At 72.1% G+C, this 13909-nt stretch carries 14 protein-coding genes; 6 read left to right on the top strand and 8 right to left on the bottom strand.

The window, feature by feature from the left end; all coding sequences use genetic code 11:
* Window positions 1-37 precede the first annotated feature (37 nt).
* The 3 genes from pepN to ACZ4EG_RS15530 all read right to left on the bottom strand — a co-directional run bounded on the left by pepN (window position 38) and on the right by ACZ4EG_RS15530 (window position 3627).
* Window positions 38-2536, bottom strand: coding sequence for an aminopeptidase N (gene pepN / locus ACZ4EG_RS15540; RefSeq protein ID WP_467790981.1), 2499 nt, complete (start codon window positions 2534-2536; stop codon window positions 38-40).
* A gap of 56 nt (window positions 2537-2592) precedes the next feature.
* Entirely contained in the window at window positions 2593-3138 is a 546-nt protein-coding gene (locus ACZ4EG_RS15535) for a response regulator (RefSeq protein ID WP_453548130.1), read from the bottom strand.
* A gap of 138 nt (window positions 3139-3276) precedes the next feature.
* Complete coding sequence (locus tag ACZ4EG_RS15530; RefSeq protein ID WP_363297136.1) at window positions 3277-3627, bottom strand: chorismate mutase; 351 nt, start codon at window positions 3625-3627, stop codon at window positions 3277-3279.
* 138 nt (window positions 3628-3765) lie between these two features.
* Between ACZ4EG_RS15530 and ACZ4EG_RS15525 the strand changes: the two genes are divergently transcribed.
* A complete protein-coding gene (locus tag ACZ4EG_RS15525; protein WP_467790980.1) occupies window positions 3766-4650 on the top strand; it encodes a hypothetical protein in 885 nt (294 codons plus the stop codon).
* A gap of 85 nt (window positions 4651-4735) precedes the next feature.
* Here the strand turns inward: ACZ4EG_RS15525 and ACZ4EG_RS15520 are convergent, their stop codons facing one another.
* Window positions 4736-6178, bottom strand: coding sequence for an MFS transporter (locus tag ACZ4EG_RS15520; protein WP_467790979.1), 1443 nt, complete (start codon window positions 6176-6178; stop codon window positions 4736-4738).
* Window positions 6179-6294: 116 nt separating this feature from the next.
* On the opposite strand from ACZ4EG_RS15520, the gene ACZ4EG_RS15515 reads away from it, so the two are divergent.
* A complete protein-coding gene (locus ACZ4EG_RS15515; RefSeq protein ID WP_453548124.1) occupies window positions 6295-6774 on the top strand; it encodes a MarR family winged helix-turn-helix transcriptional regulator in 480 nt (159 codons plus the stop codon).
* Between the two features lie 6 nt (window positions 6775-6780).
* Here the strand turns inward: ACZ4EG_RS15515 and ACZ4EG_RS15510 are convergent, their stop codons facing one another.
* On the bottom strand, window positions 6781-7686 hold the full coding sequence (locus ACZ4EG_RS15510; RefSeq protein ID WP_467790978.1) for an SDR family oxidoreductase: 906 nt from the start codon (window positions 7684-7686) through the stop codon (window positions 6781-6783).
* Window position 7687: 1 nt separating this feature from the next.
* The gene (locus tag ACZ4EG_RS15505) at window positions 7688-8446 is read right to left on the bottom strand and encodes an SDR family oxidoreductase (protein ID WP_467790977.1); all 759 of its coding nucleotides are present in this window, start codon (window positions 8444-8446) and stop codon (window positions 7688-7690) included.
* Window positions 8447-8547: 101 nt separating this feature from the next.
* On the opposite strand from ACZ4EG_RS15505, the gene ACZ4EG_RS15500 reads away from it, so the two are divergent.
* From ACZ4EG_RS15500 to ACZ4EG_RS15485, 4 genes are read left to right on the top strand one after another with little or no spacing between them, the layout of a single operon-like run.
* Window positions 8548-9291 carry an enoyl-CoA hydratase family protein gene (locus ACZ4EG_RS15500; protein WP_467790976.1) on the top strand — a complete coding sequence of 248 codons (744 nt, stop codon included), beginning with the start codon at window positions 8548-8550 and terminating at the stop codon, window positions 9289-9291.
* Complete coding sequence (locus tag ACZ4EG_RS15495; protein ID WP_467790975.1) at window positions 9292-10143, top strand: CoA transferase subunit A; 852 nt, start codon at window positions 9292-9294, stop codon at window positions 10141-10143. It abuts the gene before it with no gap.
* Window positions 10140-10880, top strand: a complete 741-nt coding sequence (locus ACZ4EG_RS15490; protein ID WP_467790974.1) for a CoA-transferase subunit beta — start codon at window positions 10140-10142, stop codon at window positions 10878-10880. Before ACZ4EG_RS15495 ends, ACZ4EG_RS15490 begins: the two co-directional genes overlap by 4 nt.
* Window positions 10880-11929 carry an NAD(P)H-dependent flavin oxidoreductase gene (locus ACZ4EG_RS15485; protein WP_467790973.1) on the top strand — a complete coding sequence of 350 codons (1050 nt, stop codon included), beginning with the start codon at window positions 10880-10882 and terminating at the stop codon, window positions 11927-11929. The genes ACZ4EG_RS15490 and ACZ4EG_RS15485 overlap by 1 nt, the downstream gene beginning before the upstream one ends.
* 153 nt (window positions 11930-12082) lie before the next feature.
* Here the strand turns inward: ACZ4EG_RS15485 and ACZ4EG_RS15480 are convergent, their stop codons facing one another.
* Together ACZ4EG_RS15480 and ACZ4EG_RS15475 are read right to left on the bottom strand one after the other, a co-directional pair.
* Window positions 12083-13240, bottom strand: coding sequence for an acetyl-CoA C-acetyltransferase (locus ACZ4EG_RS15480; protein WP_453548109.1), 1158 nt, complete (start codon window positions 13238-13240; stop codon window positions 12083-12085).
* A 17-nt stretch (window positions 13241-13257) separates the two neighbouring features.
* Window positions 13258-13893 carry a TetR/AcrR family transcriptional regulator gene (locus ACZ4EG_RS15475; RefSeq protein WP_467790972.1) on the bottom strand — a complete coding sequence of 212 codons (636 nt, stop codon included), beginning with the start codon at window positions 13891-13893 and terminating at the stop codon, window positions 13258-13260.
* Window positions 13894-13909 lie beyond the last annotated feature (16 nt).

Below are 13909 nucleotides of genomic sequence, written 5' to 3'. Positions count from 1 at the left end.
CCTCCTGGGGGGCGGAGTACTTCCTGACCAGTCGAACCTAGGCAGACAACTCCCGCCCTCGCACCCGCAACGCCCGCGCCAGGTCGTCGAGTTCGTCGACGAGTCGGCGGCGCAGGGCCGTCACCGGGTCGGCGTCGCGCAGACAGGCCTCGCCCAGGGCGAGGTTCTCCGCGTCCACGGCGTAGGACGGGAAGGCGTACCGGCCGGTGGCGGTGGCGATGGCGGGTCCGCGGCGGGCGGCCACCGGGAGCACGTCCGTGTAGTACCGCGCCACGTACTCCCGGACCAGGTCGGCCTGCTCGGGCTGCCAGAAGCCCTGGGCGGTGGCCGTGAAGAGATAGTTGGACAGGTCGTCCGTGGCGAACATCGCGTCCCAGGCCGCACGCTTGGTCTCGGGATCGGGCAGCGCGGCCCGGCAGCGGGCGGCGCCCTCCTGGCCGGTGGCGCTCGGGTCGCGCTCCAGCTCGGCGTCGATCGCGGCCTCGTCGGTGGCGCCGAGGACGGCGAGGCGGCCGAGGATGCGCCAGCGCAGCTCCGGGTCGAGCTCCGGCCCACCGGGCACAGTGCCGTCGGCGAGCCAGGCGGCGATGGTGTCCGGGTGGGCGGCGACGTCGATGAAATGGCGGACGGCGATCAGCCGCAGTCCGGGGTTGTCGCCGTCCTCGGTGCGCCGGATGAAGTCGCGGCACAGCGAGGAGAGGGCGGCCAGGGCCGCAGGACGCTCCTCGGGGTCGAGGTAGCGGTCGGCGATGTACGTCGAGGCGAAGGCCAGCACGCCCTGGACGAGGGCCAGGTCCGCCTCGCGGGGAAGGTGGGCGCGCGCGGTCTCCAGGAACGCGGCGGGCGGGAGCTCGCCGTCGCGGACGGCGTCCCTGAGGGCGTTCCACACCACCGCGCGGGTGAGCGGCTCGGGCAGGCCGGACAGCCCCGTGCGGACCGCCTCGAAGGACCTGGCGTCGAACCGGACCTTGGCGTAGGTCAGGTCGCCGTCGTTGAGCAGGAGCAGCGCGGGGCGCTTGCCGATGGGCTGCGGGGCGGTCTGCGGGACGTCCAGGCCGATGCGCTCACGCAGGACGAGGCCGCACTCGTCGGCGAGATCATGGTCGTACACCCCGACGCTGATGCGGTGCGGGCGGCTGCCGTCGCGCTTCACGGTGAGCGCGTACGTGCCGGTCTCGTCACCCGTCGTGACCACCGGGGTGAGCGTGTCGACGCCGGTGGTGCGCAGCCAGGCGTCCGCCCAGGCGTGGACGTCGCGGTCGGTGGCGGCGGACAGGGAGTCGATGAAGTCTGCGAGGGTGGCGTTGCCGAACCTGTGCCGGGCGAAGTGGATGTTGATGCCGGCGAGGAAGTCCTTCTCGCCGAGCCAGGCCACCAGCTGGCGCAGCGCGGAGGCGCCCTTGGCGTAGGAGATGCCGTCGAAGTTGAGCAGCGCGGCGGCCGTGTCGTCGACGGCCTCGGGGGCGACGGGGTGGGTGGAGGGGCGCTGGTCGGCGTCGTAGCCCCAGGCCTTGCGGGCCACGCCGAAGTCGACCCAGGTGTCGGTGAAGCGGGTTGCCTCGATGGTGGTCTGGTAGCCCATGTACTCGGCGAAGGACTCGTTCAGCCAGATGTCGTCCCACCACTTGAGGGTGACGAGGTCGCCGAACCACATGTGGGCCATCTCGTGGGCGATGACCATGGCGCGGGTCTGCCGCTCGGTGTCGGTGACGGCGGAGCGGTAGACGAACTCGTCGCGGAAGGTGACCAGGCCCGGGTTCTCCATGGCGCCCGCGTTGAACTCGGGGACGAAGGCCTGGTCGTAGGAGTCGAAGGGGTAGGGCTCCTCGAACTTCTCGTGGAACCGGTCGAAGCACGCGCGCGTGATGTCGAGGATCTCGTCGGCGTCCGCGTCGAGGTACGGCGCGAGGGAGCGGCGGCAGTGGATGCCGAAGGGCAGGCCGCGGTGCTCGGTGCGCACGGAGTGCCAGGGGCCGGCGGCGACGGCGACCAGGTACGTGGAGATCAGCGGGGTGGGGGCGGCCTGCCAACGGCCCTCGCCGAGGTGCTCGGTGATGCCGTTGGCGAGGACGGTCCAGCCCTCGGGGGCCTTGACGGTCAGCTCGAAGACGGCCTTCAGGTCGGGCTGGTCGAAGGCGGCGAAGACGCGCTGCACGTCGTCCATGAACAGCTGCGTGTAAGCGTACGTCTCCCCGTCGGTGGGGTCGGTGAAGCGGTGCATGCCCTCCCCGGTGCGGGAATAGCGCATGACGGCGTCGACGTGCAGCTCGTGCTCACCGGCCGTGAGGCCCTTCAGCGGCAGCCGGTCCTGGTCCAGGGTCTCCGGGTCCAGGGGCTGTCCGTCGAGGGTGACGGAGCGCAGCTCGGCGGGCTTGAGCTCGACGAACGCGTCCCCGGCGGTCCGCGCGCCGAACCGGATCACGGTGCGCGAGTCGAAGGTCTCGTCCCCGGTGGTCAGGTCGAGTTCGATCGCGTAGCGGTGGACGTCGAGGAGCTGTGCTCGGATCTGCGCTTCGTCGCGCGTCAGTACGGACATGCAGGACATGCTGCCTGATGGCACTGACGGCGCACAGGGGCGGATCGGTACACGGCTTATGTCCGGTCCTGCGCCGGGGCGGTCAGGGAGGTGTCCCGCTGGGGCGGAACCCGGCTGCCGGGGCGGGCGGGCGCACGTCGCAGAGCGTTCTTTCCGCCCTCGGCGCGGCCCTCGACGCGGGCACGCAGTTCGCGGACCTCCCGCTCCAGGGCGAGGTTGCGCTGATGGGCGTCGTACAGGTAGCGCACCTTGGTGCGCAGGGCCCAGGGGTCGATGGGCTTGAGGACGAGGTCGGCGACGCCCAGCCCGAACGCGGTGGTGGTCAGTTCGTGGTCCGGGCCGAATCCGGTGAGCAGGACGACCGGTATGTGCTGGGTCTGCTCGACGCGGCGCATGTAACGCACCACGTCCAGGCCGCTGACGCCGGGCATGCGCACATCCAGCAGCAGGAGGCCGACCCGGCCGCGGAGCACCTGTTTGAGCGCCTCGTCGCCGCTGGTGGCGCGGCCGAGTTGGTAGCCCAGCGGGGCGAGGGCGCTCTCCAGCGCGTACAGCGTTTCCTTGTGGTCGTCGACGATGAGGATCTTGGCATCCGGCGGCATGACCCAGGTCCCTCCCGTGTGGACAACCAGCGTACGACCCCGCACTGACACGGAGTGCTCGCCGGCTGACGAGGAGTGCACAGGGCAGCATGCCCCTCCCCGCCCCCGCTGTCACGACCCCCGCCGCATCGGCCGAGGTCAGTTCGCTCCCGGCGCCTGTCCGTTGACGGTGTCCCCGGCGATGCGCTCGTGGTGTCTGATCACCTCGGCGATGATGAAATTGAGAAATTTCTCAGCGAACGCCGGGTCCAGCTTGGCGTTCTCGGCGAGGGTGCGCAGCCGGGCGATCTGCCGTGCCTCGCGGGCGGGATCGGCGGGCGGCAGTTGGTGGACGGCCTTGAGCCGGCCGACCTGCTGGGTGCACTTGAAGCGCTCGGCGAGCATGTGGACGACGGCCGCGTCGATGTTGTCGATGCTGTCGCGCAGGCGGTCGAGCTCCTCGCGCACGGCGGGGTCGACGTCACCGGTACCGGTGTGGCTGGTGGTCATGGATGTCAACCCTAAGGGGCGGACGGGTTCTCGATCATCGGCGGATGGTCGGGGCCGGGGTGCTCACCGAGGAGGACGACTTCGGCGCACATCCGCCTACAGTGGAGAGGAGTTCTGGGCGTCTTTGGGGGTCAGGGCGTGGCGAACGACGGACCGGTCGAGCACGGCTACCCGCATCTGGAGACGGTGCGGGCGGCCATCACCGCGCTGTACCAGCGCCTCTCGTACGACACCATCCAGACCTTTTCGGCCAGCGTGGCCCCCGCCGACGTGGCGTTCTGCGACACGGACGACCTGCATCTGGGCGCGCAGCGCGTGGCCCGCGAGATGATGCGGCACTTCCGGCTGCCGGATGCCCGGCTGATCGTCTGCTTCCGCGAGATGACCCATGCGGCGAACGTGGAACTCGCGGCGGGCCCGGAGTACTTCGTCGAGCTGAACGACCGGTTCCGCACCCATCGCGGGGACATCGGCGCGGCGCTCGCCCACGAGGTGATGCACGTCTATCTGCACCGTCTGGACCTGTCGTTCCCGGGCACCGCGCAGAACGAGATCCTCACGGACACGGCAACGACGTACCTGGGGGCGGGCTGGCTGCTGCTGGACGCGTACCGGGAGGACACGGTGTCGTCCCAGAAGCTCGGGTATCTCACCCCCGAGGAGTTCGGCTACGTCCTGGCCAAGCGCTCCCTGGTCTTCGGCGAGGACCCCTCGGTGTGGTTCACCAGCCCGCAGGCCTACACGGCGTACACCAAGGGCATGGCCCAGGCCCGGCGCGACGAGCAGCAGCCCCCGCTGACCGCCGCCGGCTGGGCGGGCCGCCGCCGCTATGCCCGCGACCGTCGTCACGCCCACGGTCCGCAGCCCGGGGTCCCGTACACCTTCACCCCCGACGGGGTCGGCGGCCACCTGCGCGTCTCGTTCCCCTGTCCCACCTGCCACCAGCGGATCAGGGTGCCGGTACGAGGGCGGGTCCGGGCGCGGTGCGGGCTGTGCCGGACGGTGCTGGAGTGCGACACGTAGGTTGTCGGCGCCGTCCGCCGCGGGTGTTGCCGGGAAGCGGAAGGGGCGGAGCCGCACCGGGCCCCGCCCCGAACCATCGCCCGCCTCACCCCTCGTGCCCCGCCACCGCCCGCCGCGGCAGCGCCGCGCACAACCCGGCACACACCAGGAACCCGTCGGCCACCCACGGCATCGCCGCGCCGAGGGCCTCGGTCATGCCCTCCCCCACGTGGTCGAAGAACACCGTGCCGACCACCGCGGCGCCCAGCGCTCCGCCGAACTGCTGAGCCGTGGAGAAGATGCCGGACGCGCCGCCCGCGAGCTCCGCCGGCACCGCGGACAGGACCACGTTCACCAGCGGCACCACCAGGAAGCCGAGCCCGGCTCCGGCAATCACCAGCCCCGGCACCAGCGGCCAGGCCCCGGTGTGCGCGGCGGACGCTCCGTGCACCGCTGCCCACACCCAGCCGAAGCCGCCCGCCATCATCAGCGCGCCGGCCCCGAGCACGGTCCGCCCGTACTTCACGGCGAGCCCGTCCGCGGCGGGCGCGGTCAGGAAGCCGCCCACCGAGAAGGCCACGGTCACCACGCCGGCCTGCATCGGCGTGTACCCCTCGCTCCCCTGCAGCCAGATCGCGAAGACCAGGAAGAAGCCCTGCATGCCGACGGAGAACAGCAGTTGGACCAGGACGCCCACCGAGAACGCGGGGAGCCGGAAGGCCCGCGCCGGCAGCAGCGGCACCGTCCCGGCCCGCTCCCTGCGCCGTGCCTCGTACACGCCGAGCCCGACGACCCCGGCCGTCCCCGCGGCGAGGCAGACCCAGCCCCACAGCGGCCAGCCGTTCTCCCGGCCCTGCACCAGCGGCAGCACGATCGCCACCAGTCCGGCGGCCAGCACCAGGCTGCCCAGCACGTCCGGCCGGCCCGCGGACCGCTCCCGGGTGGCCGGCACCAGCAGCAGTCCGCCCACGAAGGTACCCACGGCCACCGGCACGTTCACCAGGAATACCGACCGCCAGCCCCAGCCGAACAGATCGGCGTCGGTGAGCAGCCCGCCGAGCAGCAGCCCCACGGCCGAGGCGAATCCGGCGACGGCGCCGTACATCCCGAAGGCGGCCCCGCGCTCCTTCCCCCGGAACAGCGTGCGGAACGAGCCGAGCACCTGCGGCACCAGCACCGCGGCCATCACGCCCTGCACCGCCCGCGCGGCGATCAGCTGGCCCGGCGACTGCGCGACCCCGCACGCCAGACTGGCGGCTCCGAAGCCCGCCGTACCGGCGAGGAAGAGGGCCCGGCGTCCCAGGCGGTCCCCGAGGTGGCCGGAGACGATCAGGGTCGCCGCGAAGCCGAGCAGGTAGGCGGAGACCAGCCATTGCAGTTCGCTCGCCGAGGCATGCAGGTCGCGTCCGATGGACGGGATCGCCACGTTGACGATCGTCACGTCCAGCAGGTCCATCAGTGCCGCGATCATCATCACGACGGCGGCGGCCCAGCGGCGCGGATGCGGCTGGGCCGCGGTGGGCGGGGTTGTGGTGAGGGTCGTGGACACGGTGCCTCCCCGGGCTCCAGATTTATTTCGTTCGACCTAACGAAAGACTTGCATCCCCACGGGCGCCGGCGCAAGTCATTAGTTCGACCGAACGAAATATTTGTTAGCCTGGAGCCATGAGCAGCAGCGGAGCAACGAGCGGCGACCGGCGGGCCGAGACCCTGCAGCGCCTGATGGAGGTGGGCCGCGTGCACAGCGGCGTCACCGTGATGTTCCATTCGGCGATCGCCGCCAAGCAGGGCCTGAACGCCACGGAGGAGAAGACCCTCGACCTCCTGGAGCGCCACGGCCCGCTCACCGCGAAGGAGTTGGCGCAGCTGACCGGCCTGGCCCCCGCCTCCGTCACCGGTCTGGTCGACCGTCTGGAGGCCAAGGGCTTCGCCCGCCGGGTCAAGCACCCCACCGACAAACGCCGGGTGCTCGTCGAGCTGAACCGGGAGAAGATCGGCGAACTCGCCGTGTTCTTCGAGGACTGGGCACGCGACATCGTGGCGGCGTGCGAGGAGTTCGGTACGGAGGAACTGGAGACCGTGGTCAGGTTTCTGACGGTCATGTCGGAGGCACAGCGCAAGGCCGCCGCCCGGCTGTCGTCGTAGGAGCGCCTACGCCCCGTAGACCCGCCCGGGAACCTCCGCCTCGGCGAGCAGCTTGCCTGCCGTCTCCCCCGCCTCGGCCGGTGTCCACAGCGCGCCCTTGTCGGCGGTGGGGCCCGGCCGCCAGCCCTCCATGACAGTGATCCGGCCGCCCTCGGCCTCGAAGACCCGGCCGGTGACACCGGCGCTCGCGGCGGAGCCCAGCCAGACCACCAGCGGGGACACGTTCGCCGGCGCCATGGCGTCGAAGCCGGAGTCGGGGGCCGCCATGGTCTCGGCGAAGGCGCCTTCGGTCATACGGGTGCGGGCCGCGGGGGCAACCGCGTTGACCTGGACGCCGTACCGGCCGAGTTCGGCCGCCGCGACCAGGGTCAGCCCGACGATCCCGGCCTTCGCGGCGCTGTAGTTCCCCTGCCCGACGGAGCCCAGCAGTCCCGCGCCGCTGCTGGTGTTGACGATCCGGGCCACCGGTGTCCGGCCCGCCTTGGCCTCGGCCCGCCAGTGCGCGGCGGCGTGCTTGAGGGGCAGGAAGTGGCCCTTGAGGTGGACGCGGAGCACGGCGTCCCAGTCGTCCTCGTCGAGGTTGACGAGCATGCGGTCGCGCAGGAAGCCGGCGTTGTTGACGAGCGTGTCGAGCCGGCCGTACGTCTCCAGGGCCGCCGCCACCAGGGATTCGGCCCCGGCGCTCGTGGCGATGTCGGCGCCGTGGGCGACGGCCTCGCCGCCCGCCGCGCGGATCTCCCCGACGACCCGGTGGGCCGGGCTGCCGGGCCCGGGTGCCCCGTCGAGCCCGACGCCCAGGTCGTTGACGACGACGCGGGCGCCCTCCGCGGCGAACGCGAGCGCGTGGGCCCGGCCCAGCCCCCGCCCGGCGCCGGTGACGACGACGACCCGTCCCGCGCAGATTCCGCTCATCTCACTCCTCCTTGTCGGCGGGCTTGTTGGCAGTCGCGGCGGCCAGGAAGGCCGGCCGCTCCCCTCCTCCGTGCACGAGCAGACTCGCCCCGCTGATGTACGCGGCCGCGTCGGAGGCGAGGAAGACGGCGGCCGCGCCGATGTCGGACGGAGCGGCCAGCCGTCCGAGCGGAACGGTGCCGGAGACCGCGGCGACGCCGTCCTCACCGCCGTAGTGGAGGTGGGACAGCTCGGTGCGGACCATGCCGACGACGAGGGTGTTGACGCGGACCTCCGGCGCCCATTCCACCGCCATGGAACGGGCCAGGTTCTCCAGTCCCGCCTTGGCCGCGCCGTAGGCCGCCGAGCCGGGGGAGGGACGGCTGCCGCTGACGCTGCCGACCATCACGACCGAGCCCCGGGCCCGTCGGAGGTGGTCGTACGCCGCGAGGGAGGCCGTCAGCGGGGTGACGAGGTTCAGCTCGATCACCCGGGCGTGCCGCTCGGCGTCCGCGTTGGCCAGCCGCCGGTACGGGGTGCCGCCGGCGTTGTTGACGAGGACGTCGAGCCGGGGCAGCGCGTCGAAGAAGGCGCGCACGGCGGGCGGGTCGCGCAGGTCGAGGGGCGTGAACTCGACGCCGTCGAGGGGAACTTCGGGTGGTCTGCGGGCGCAGACGAGAACCCGGTCGCCGGTCTCGGCGAAGGCCCTCGCGATCCCCGCGCCGACGCCCCGGGTGCCGCCCGTGACGACGACGGTTCTGTCGCGCGGCGAGTTATCCACAGGGCCTCCCGCTCGTCTTCGCCGACTGCTAGCTTCGAAGCCTCACACCTAACAAATGTTTGGTGGAAAGGCAGCTGAGTGCGAAGGTAGCTGATGCGTCCATGGGTGTCTCCACCTCGTCCCCGGAAAAGGGGATTTCGCTCGTCACGGTCGACTTCCCACCGGTGAACGCGCTGCCGGTGGCCGGATGGTTCGCCCTGGCCGAGGCCGTGCGCGCGGCGGGCCGTGACCCGGAGGTCCGGTGCGTCGTGCTAGCCGCCGAGGGGCGGGGCTTCAACGCGGGCGTGGACATCAAGGAGATACAGACGGACGGGCAGGCGGCGCTGATCGGCGCCAACCAGGGCTGCGCGGCGGCCTTCGCGGCGGTCTACGAGTGCGAGACGCCCGTGGTCGCGGCGGTGCAGGGCTTCTGTCTGGGCGGCGGAATAGGCCTGGTGGGGAACGCGGACGCGATCGTGGCGAGCGACGACGCCACGTTCGGGCTGCCCGAGCTGGACCGGGGCGCGCTCGGTGCCGCCACGCATCTGGCCCGGCTGGTCCCGCAGCATCTGATGCGCGCGCTGTACTACACCTCGCGCACGGCGAGCGCGGCCGAGCTGCATGCGCACGGCTCGGTGTGGCGGGTGGTGCCGCGAGAGGGCTTACGGGCGGCCGCGCTGGAGCTGGCGCGGGAGATCGCCGCCAAGGACGGGCGGCTGCTGCGCATGGCCAAGGCGGCCATCAACGGGATCGATCCGGTCGACGTGCGTCGCAGCTACCGCTTCGAACAGGGCTTCACCTTCGAGGCCAACCTCAGCGGGCTGGCCGACCGGGTCCGGGACACGTTCGGGAAGGAGGGCGCATAGGTGGGCGACAAGACGATGACCGCCGACGAGGTGGTCTCCCGCCTGGAGAGCGGCATGACCCTCGGCATCGGCGGCTGGGGGTCACGCCGCAAGCCGATGTCCCTGGTCAGAGCACTGCTCCGAACCGGGATCGGCGATCTTACCGTCGTGTCGTACGGCGGCCCGGACGTCGGCATGCTGGCGGCGGCCGGACGCGTGCGCAAGCTGGTGACGGCCTTCGTCACCCTCGACTCGATCCCGCTCGAACCGCACTACCGCGCTGCGCGCGAGCGCGGGGCCTTCGAGCTGACGGAGGTCGACGAGGGGATGTTCATGTGGGGGCTGCAGGCGGCGGCGAACCGGCTGCCCTTCCTTCCGGTGCGGGCGGGGATCGGCTCCGACGTGATGCGGGTCAACCCCGGCCTGCGGACGGTCACTTCGCCGTACGAGGACGGCGAGACGTTCGTGGCGATGCCCGCCCTGCGGCTGGACGCGGCCCTGGTGCACGTCAACCGCGCCGACCGGCTGGGCAACGGGCAGTACCTGGGCCCGGATCCGTACTTCGACGACCTGTTCTGCGAGGCGGCGACGGCGGCCTATGTCTCGTGCGAACGGATCGTGGACACCGTCGAGTTGACGAAGGACGCGGCCCCGCAGTCGCTGCTGCTCAAGCGGCACACGGTGACGGGCGTGGTGGAGGCGCCGAACGGCGCCCACTTCACCTCGTGCGCGCCCGACTACGGCAGGGACGAGAGCTTCCAGAAGGAGTACGCGTCCACTCCGTGGCCCGAGTTCGCCGAGCGGTTCCTCGGCGGGGACGAGCAGGCCTACGAGTCGGCGGTGCGGAACTGGCCCAGGGAGCAGGAGCGATGAGTGCGACCCGCGCCGAGTACTGCGTGATCGCCTGCGCCGAGGCCTGGCGCGGCTCCGGTGAGGTCCTGGCGAGTCCGATGGGCGTGATCCCCTCGCTGGGGGCGCGGCTGGCCCGGCTGACCTTCGCGCCGGACCTGCTGCTGACCGACGGCGAGGCGACGCTCGTCCGCCCGGACGGGACACCCGAGGGCTGGCTGCCGTACCGGCAGCATCTGGCCCTGGTGGCCGGCGGGCGACGGCACGTGATGATGGGCGCGAGCCAGATCGACCGGTTCGGCAACCAGAACATCTCGTGCATCGGCGACTGGGCGCGGCCCGCGCGGCAGTTGCTCGGCGTGCGCGGCGCCCCGCTCAACACACTGAACAACCCGACGAGTTACTGGATCCCGAGACACTCGCGGCGGGTCTTCGTGGAGAAGGTCGACATGGTGTGCGGGGTGGGGTACGACCATGCCGCCGAGCACCCGGACACGGCCCGCCATCACCGCATCGCGCGCGTGGTCTCGGACCTCGGCGTCTTCGACTTCGCCACGCCCGACCGCAGCATGCGGCTGGCCTCGCTGCATCCGGGGGTGGACGTCGGACAGGTGCGGGAGGCGACGGACTTCGCGCTCACCGTCCCGGACGAGGTGCCGTACACCCGCGAGCCCACCGAGCGGGAGCTGCGGTTGATCCGGGACGTGCTCGATCCCGGGGGCGCCCGCGCGCGTGAGGTGCCGGAGAGGGCGAGGGGCTGATGGAGACCGCGCTCACCCGGCTGGTCGGGGTCCGGCACCCGGTCGTGCAGACCGGGATGGGCTGGGTGGCGGGCCCGCGGCTGGTCTCGGCGGCGGCGAACGCGGGCGCACTGGGCATCCTGGCGTCGGCGACGATGACCCTGGATCAGCTGCGCGGGGCGATACGCGAGGTCGGGTCGCGGACGGACGCGCCGTTCGGGGTGAACCTCCGGGCGGACGCGGGCGACGCCGGCGACCGGGTGCGCCTGATCATCGACGAGGGAGTGCGGGTGGCGTCCTTCGCGCTCGCCCCCTCCCGTGAGCTGATCGCCGAGCTCAAGGAGGCCGGGGTGGTCGTGATCCCGTCCGTCGGGGCGCGGCGGCACGCGGAGAAGGTCGCGGCCTGGGGCGCGGACGCGGTGATCGTGCAGGGCGGAGAGGGGGGCGGACACACCGGCGAGGTAGCGACGACCGTACTGCTGCCGCAGGTGGTGGACGCGGTGCGGATACCCGTGGTGGCGGCCGGTGGCTTCTTCGACGGCCGGGGCCTGGTCGCGGCGCTCGCCTACGGGGCGGCGGGGGTCGCGATGGGGACGCGGTTCCTGCTCACCTCGGACTCGACGGTGCCGGACGCGGTGAAGGCCAGGTATCTGGCGGCGACGGTCCGGGACGTCACCGTCACCACGGCGGTCGACGGTCTGCCGCACCGCATGCTGCGCACGGATCTGGTGGACTCCCTGGAACGTTCCGGCCGCGCCCGCGCGCTGGTGCACGCCGTGCGCCGGGCGGCCGGGTTCCGGAGGCTGTCGGGTCTCACCTGGCGGCGGATGGTCCGTGACGGGCTCGCCCTGAAGCACGGCAAGGAGCTGTCCTGGAGTCAGGTGCTGCTCGCCGCGAACACGCCGATGCTGCTGAAGTCCGCGATGGTGGACGGCCGTACGGACCTCGGGGTGATGGCGTCCGGGCAGGTCGCCGGGGTGATCGACGACCTGCCGTCGTGCGCGGAGCTGATGGAGCGGATCGTGAAGGAGGCTCAGGAGGTGCGGGAGAGGCTCACAGCCGTTCGATGATCGTGACGTTGGCCTGGCCGCCGCCCTCGCACATGGGCACCATCCCCGACGGCCCCCTCGCCCTGCTCGGCCCCAGGGGCGCCTCCCAGGCTTCGGGAGCCTGCGCCGGACTCCGTCCGCCGAAGCGGGTGGCCGCCCTCGTCGCCGCTCGGGTCACACGCGTTCGATGATCGTGACGTTGGCCTGGCCGCCGCCCTCGCACATGGTCTGCAGCCCCCATCGGCCGCCGGTGCGCTCCAGTTCGTGCAGCAGGGTCGTCATCAGCCGGACGCCGGTGGCGCCCAGGGGGTGGCCGAGGGCGATCGCGCCGCCGTTGACGTTGACCTTCTCCGGGTCGGCGCCGGTCTCCTTCAACCAGGCCAGCACGACGGGCGCGAAGGCCTCGTTGATCTCGACGAGGTCGATGGCGTCGATGGCGAGTCCGGTCTTCTTCAGGGCGTGCGCGGTGGCCGGGATGGGGGCGGAGAGCATGCGGATGGGGTCCTCGCCGCGCACGGAGAGATGGTGCACACGGGCCCGCGGGCGCAGCCCGTGCTCACGCACCGCCCGCTCCGAGGCCAGCAGCATGGCCGCCGCGCCGTCGGAGACCTGCGAGGAGCAGGCGGCGGTGATGGTGCCGCCGTCGATCACGGGCTTCAGCGCGGCCATCTTCTCCAGGGAGGTGTCCCGGCGCGGGCCCTCGTCGGCGGTGACGTCCCCGTGGGGGACGAGTTCGCGGTCGAAGCGGCCCTCGTCGATCGCCCGCACCGCCCGCCGGTGCGAGCGCAGGGCGAACTCCTCCTGGTCCTGCCTGCTGATCCCCCACTTGGCGGCGATCGTCTCGGCGCCGGTGAACTGATTGACGGGCTGCGTGCCGTAGCGGGCCCGCCAGCCCTCGCTGCCCAGGAAGGGGCCCTCGGTCAGGCCGAGCGGTTCGGCGGCCTGCCGGGAGGCGAAGGCGATGGGGATCTGCGACATGTTCTGGACACCGCCGGCGACCACCAGGTCCTGGGTGCCGGACAGCACGGCCTGCGCGGCGAAGTGCACGGCCTGCTGCGAGGAGCCGCACTGCCGGTCCACGGTCACACCGGGCACCTCCTCGGGCAGCCCGGCGGCCAGCCAGCAGGTCCGGGCGATGTCCCCGGCCTGCGGTCCGACCGTGTCCAGACAGCCGAACACGACGTCCTCCACGGCGCCCGGGTCCACGCCGGCACGCGCGACGAGTTCCTTGAGGACATGGGCGCCCAGGTCGGCCGGGTGGACTGCGCTCAGTCCGCCGCCGCGCCGCCCGACGGGCGTGCGGACCGCTTCGACTATGTAGGCCTCGGGCATGACAACTCCCCAGTGGGTTAGGTGCGGACGGCGATCCCGTCCAGCACCATCGACAGGTACTGCCGGGCGATCTCCTCCGGGCTGTGCTGTCCGCCGGGCCGGTACCAGGACGCGGCGACCCAGACCGTGTCGCGCACGAAGCGGTAGGTGAGCCGTACGTCGAGGTCGGCGCGGAAGACGCGCTCGGCGACCCCGAGCTCCAGCGTGGACAGCCAGGCCTTCTCGAACTTGCGCTGGGACTCGGCGAGGAAGGTGAACCGGTCCTGCGCGACCAGTTGCTTGCTCTCCTTCTGGTAGATCGCGACGGCGGCGCGGTGCCGGTCGATCTCCCGGAACGACTCGGTGACCAGGGCCTCCAGCGTCTCGCGGGGCCCGAGTCCGGCGGCGAGGACGGTGTCGTAGCCGTCCCAGAGCTCGTCGAGGAAGGTGCGCAGGATCTCTTCGAGCATCGACTCCTTGGAGTCGAAGTGGTAGTAGAGGCTGCCCGCGAGCATGCCCGCGTGGTCCGCGATCCTGCGCACGGTGGTGGCGTTGTAGCCCTGCTCGGCGAACACCTCGGCGGCGGTCTCCAGGAGTTCGCCGCGGCGCGCGTGAGCGGCGGCGGCCGCCGGCTTCTTCGGGGCGGTCACCTGGGGCTTCTTCTTGGTCGGCACGGGTCCATTGTGGTCC

The sequence above is a fragment of the Streptomyces sp. NPDC025638 genome, assembly GCF_055558775.1.
The sequence above is the reverse complement of the archived record's forward strand: the minus strand, read 5'-3'. Positions and strand labels throughout refer to the sequence as shown.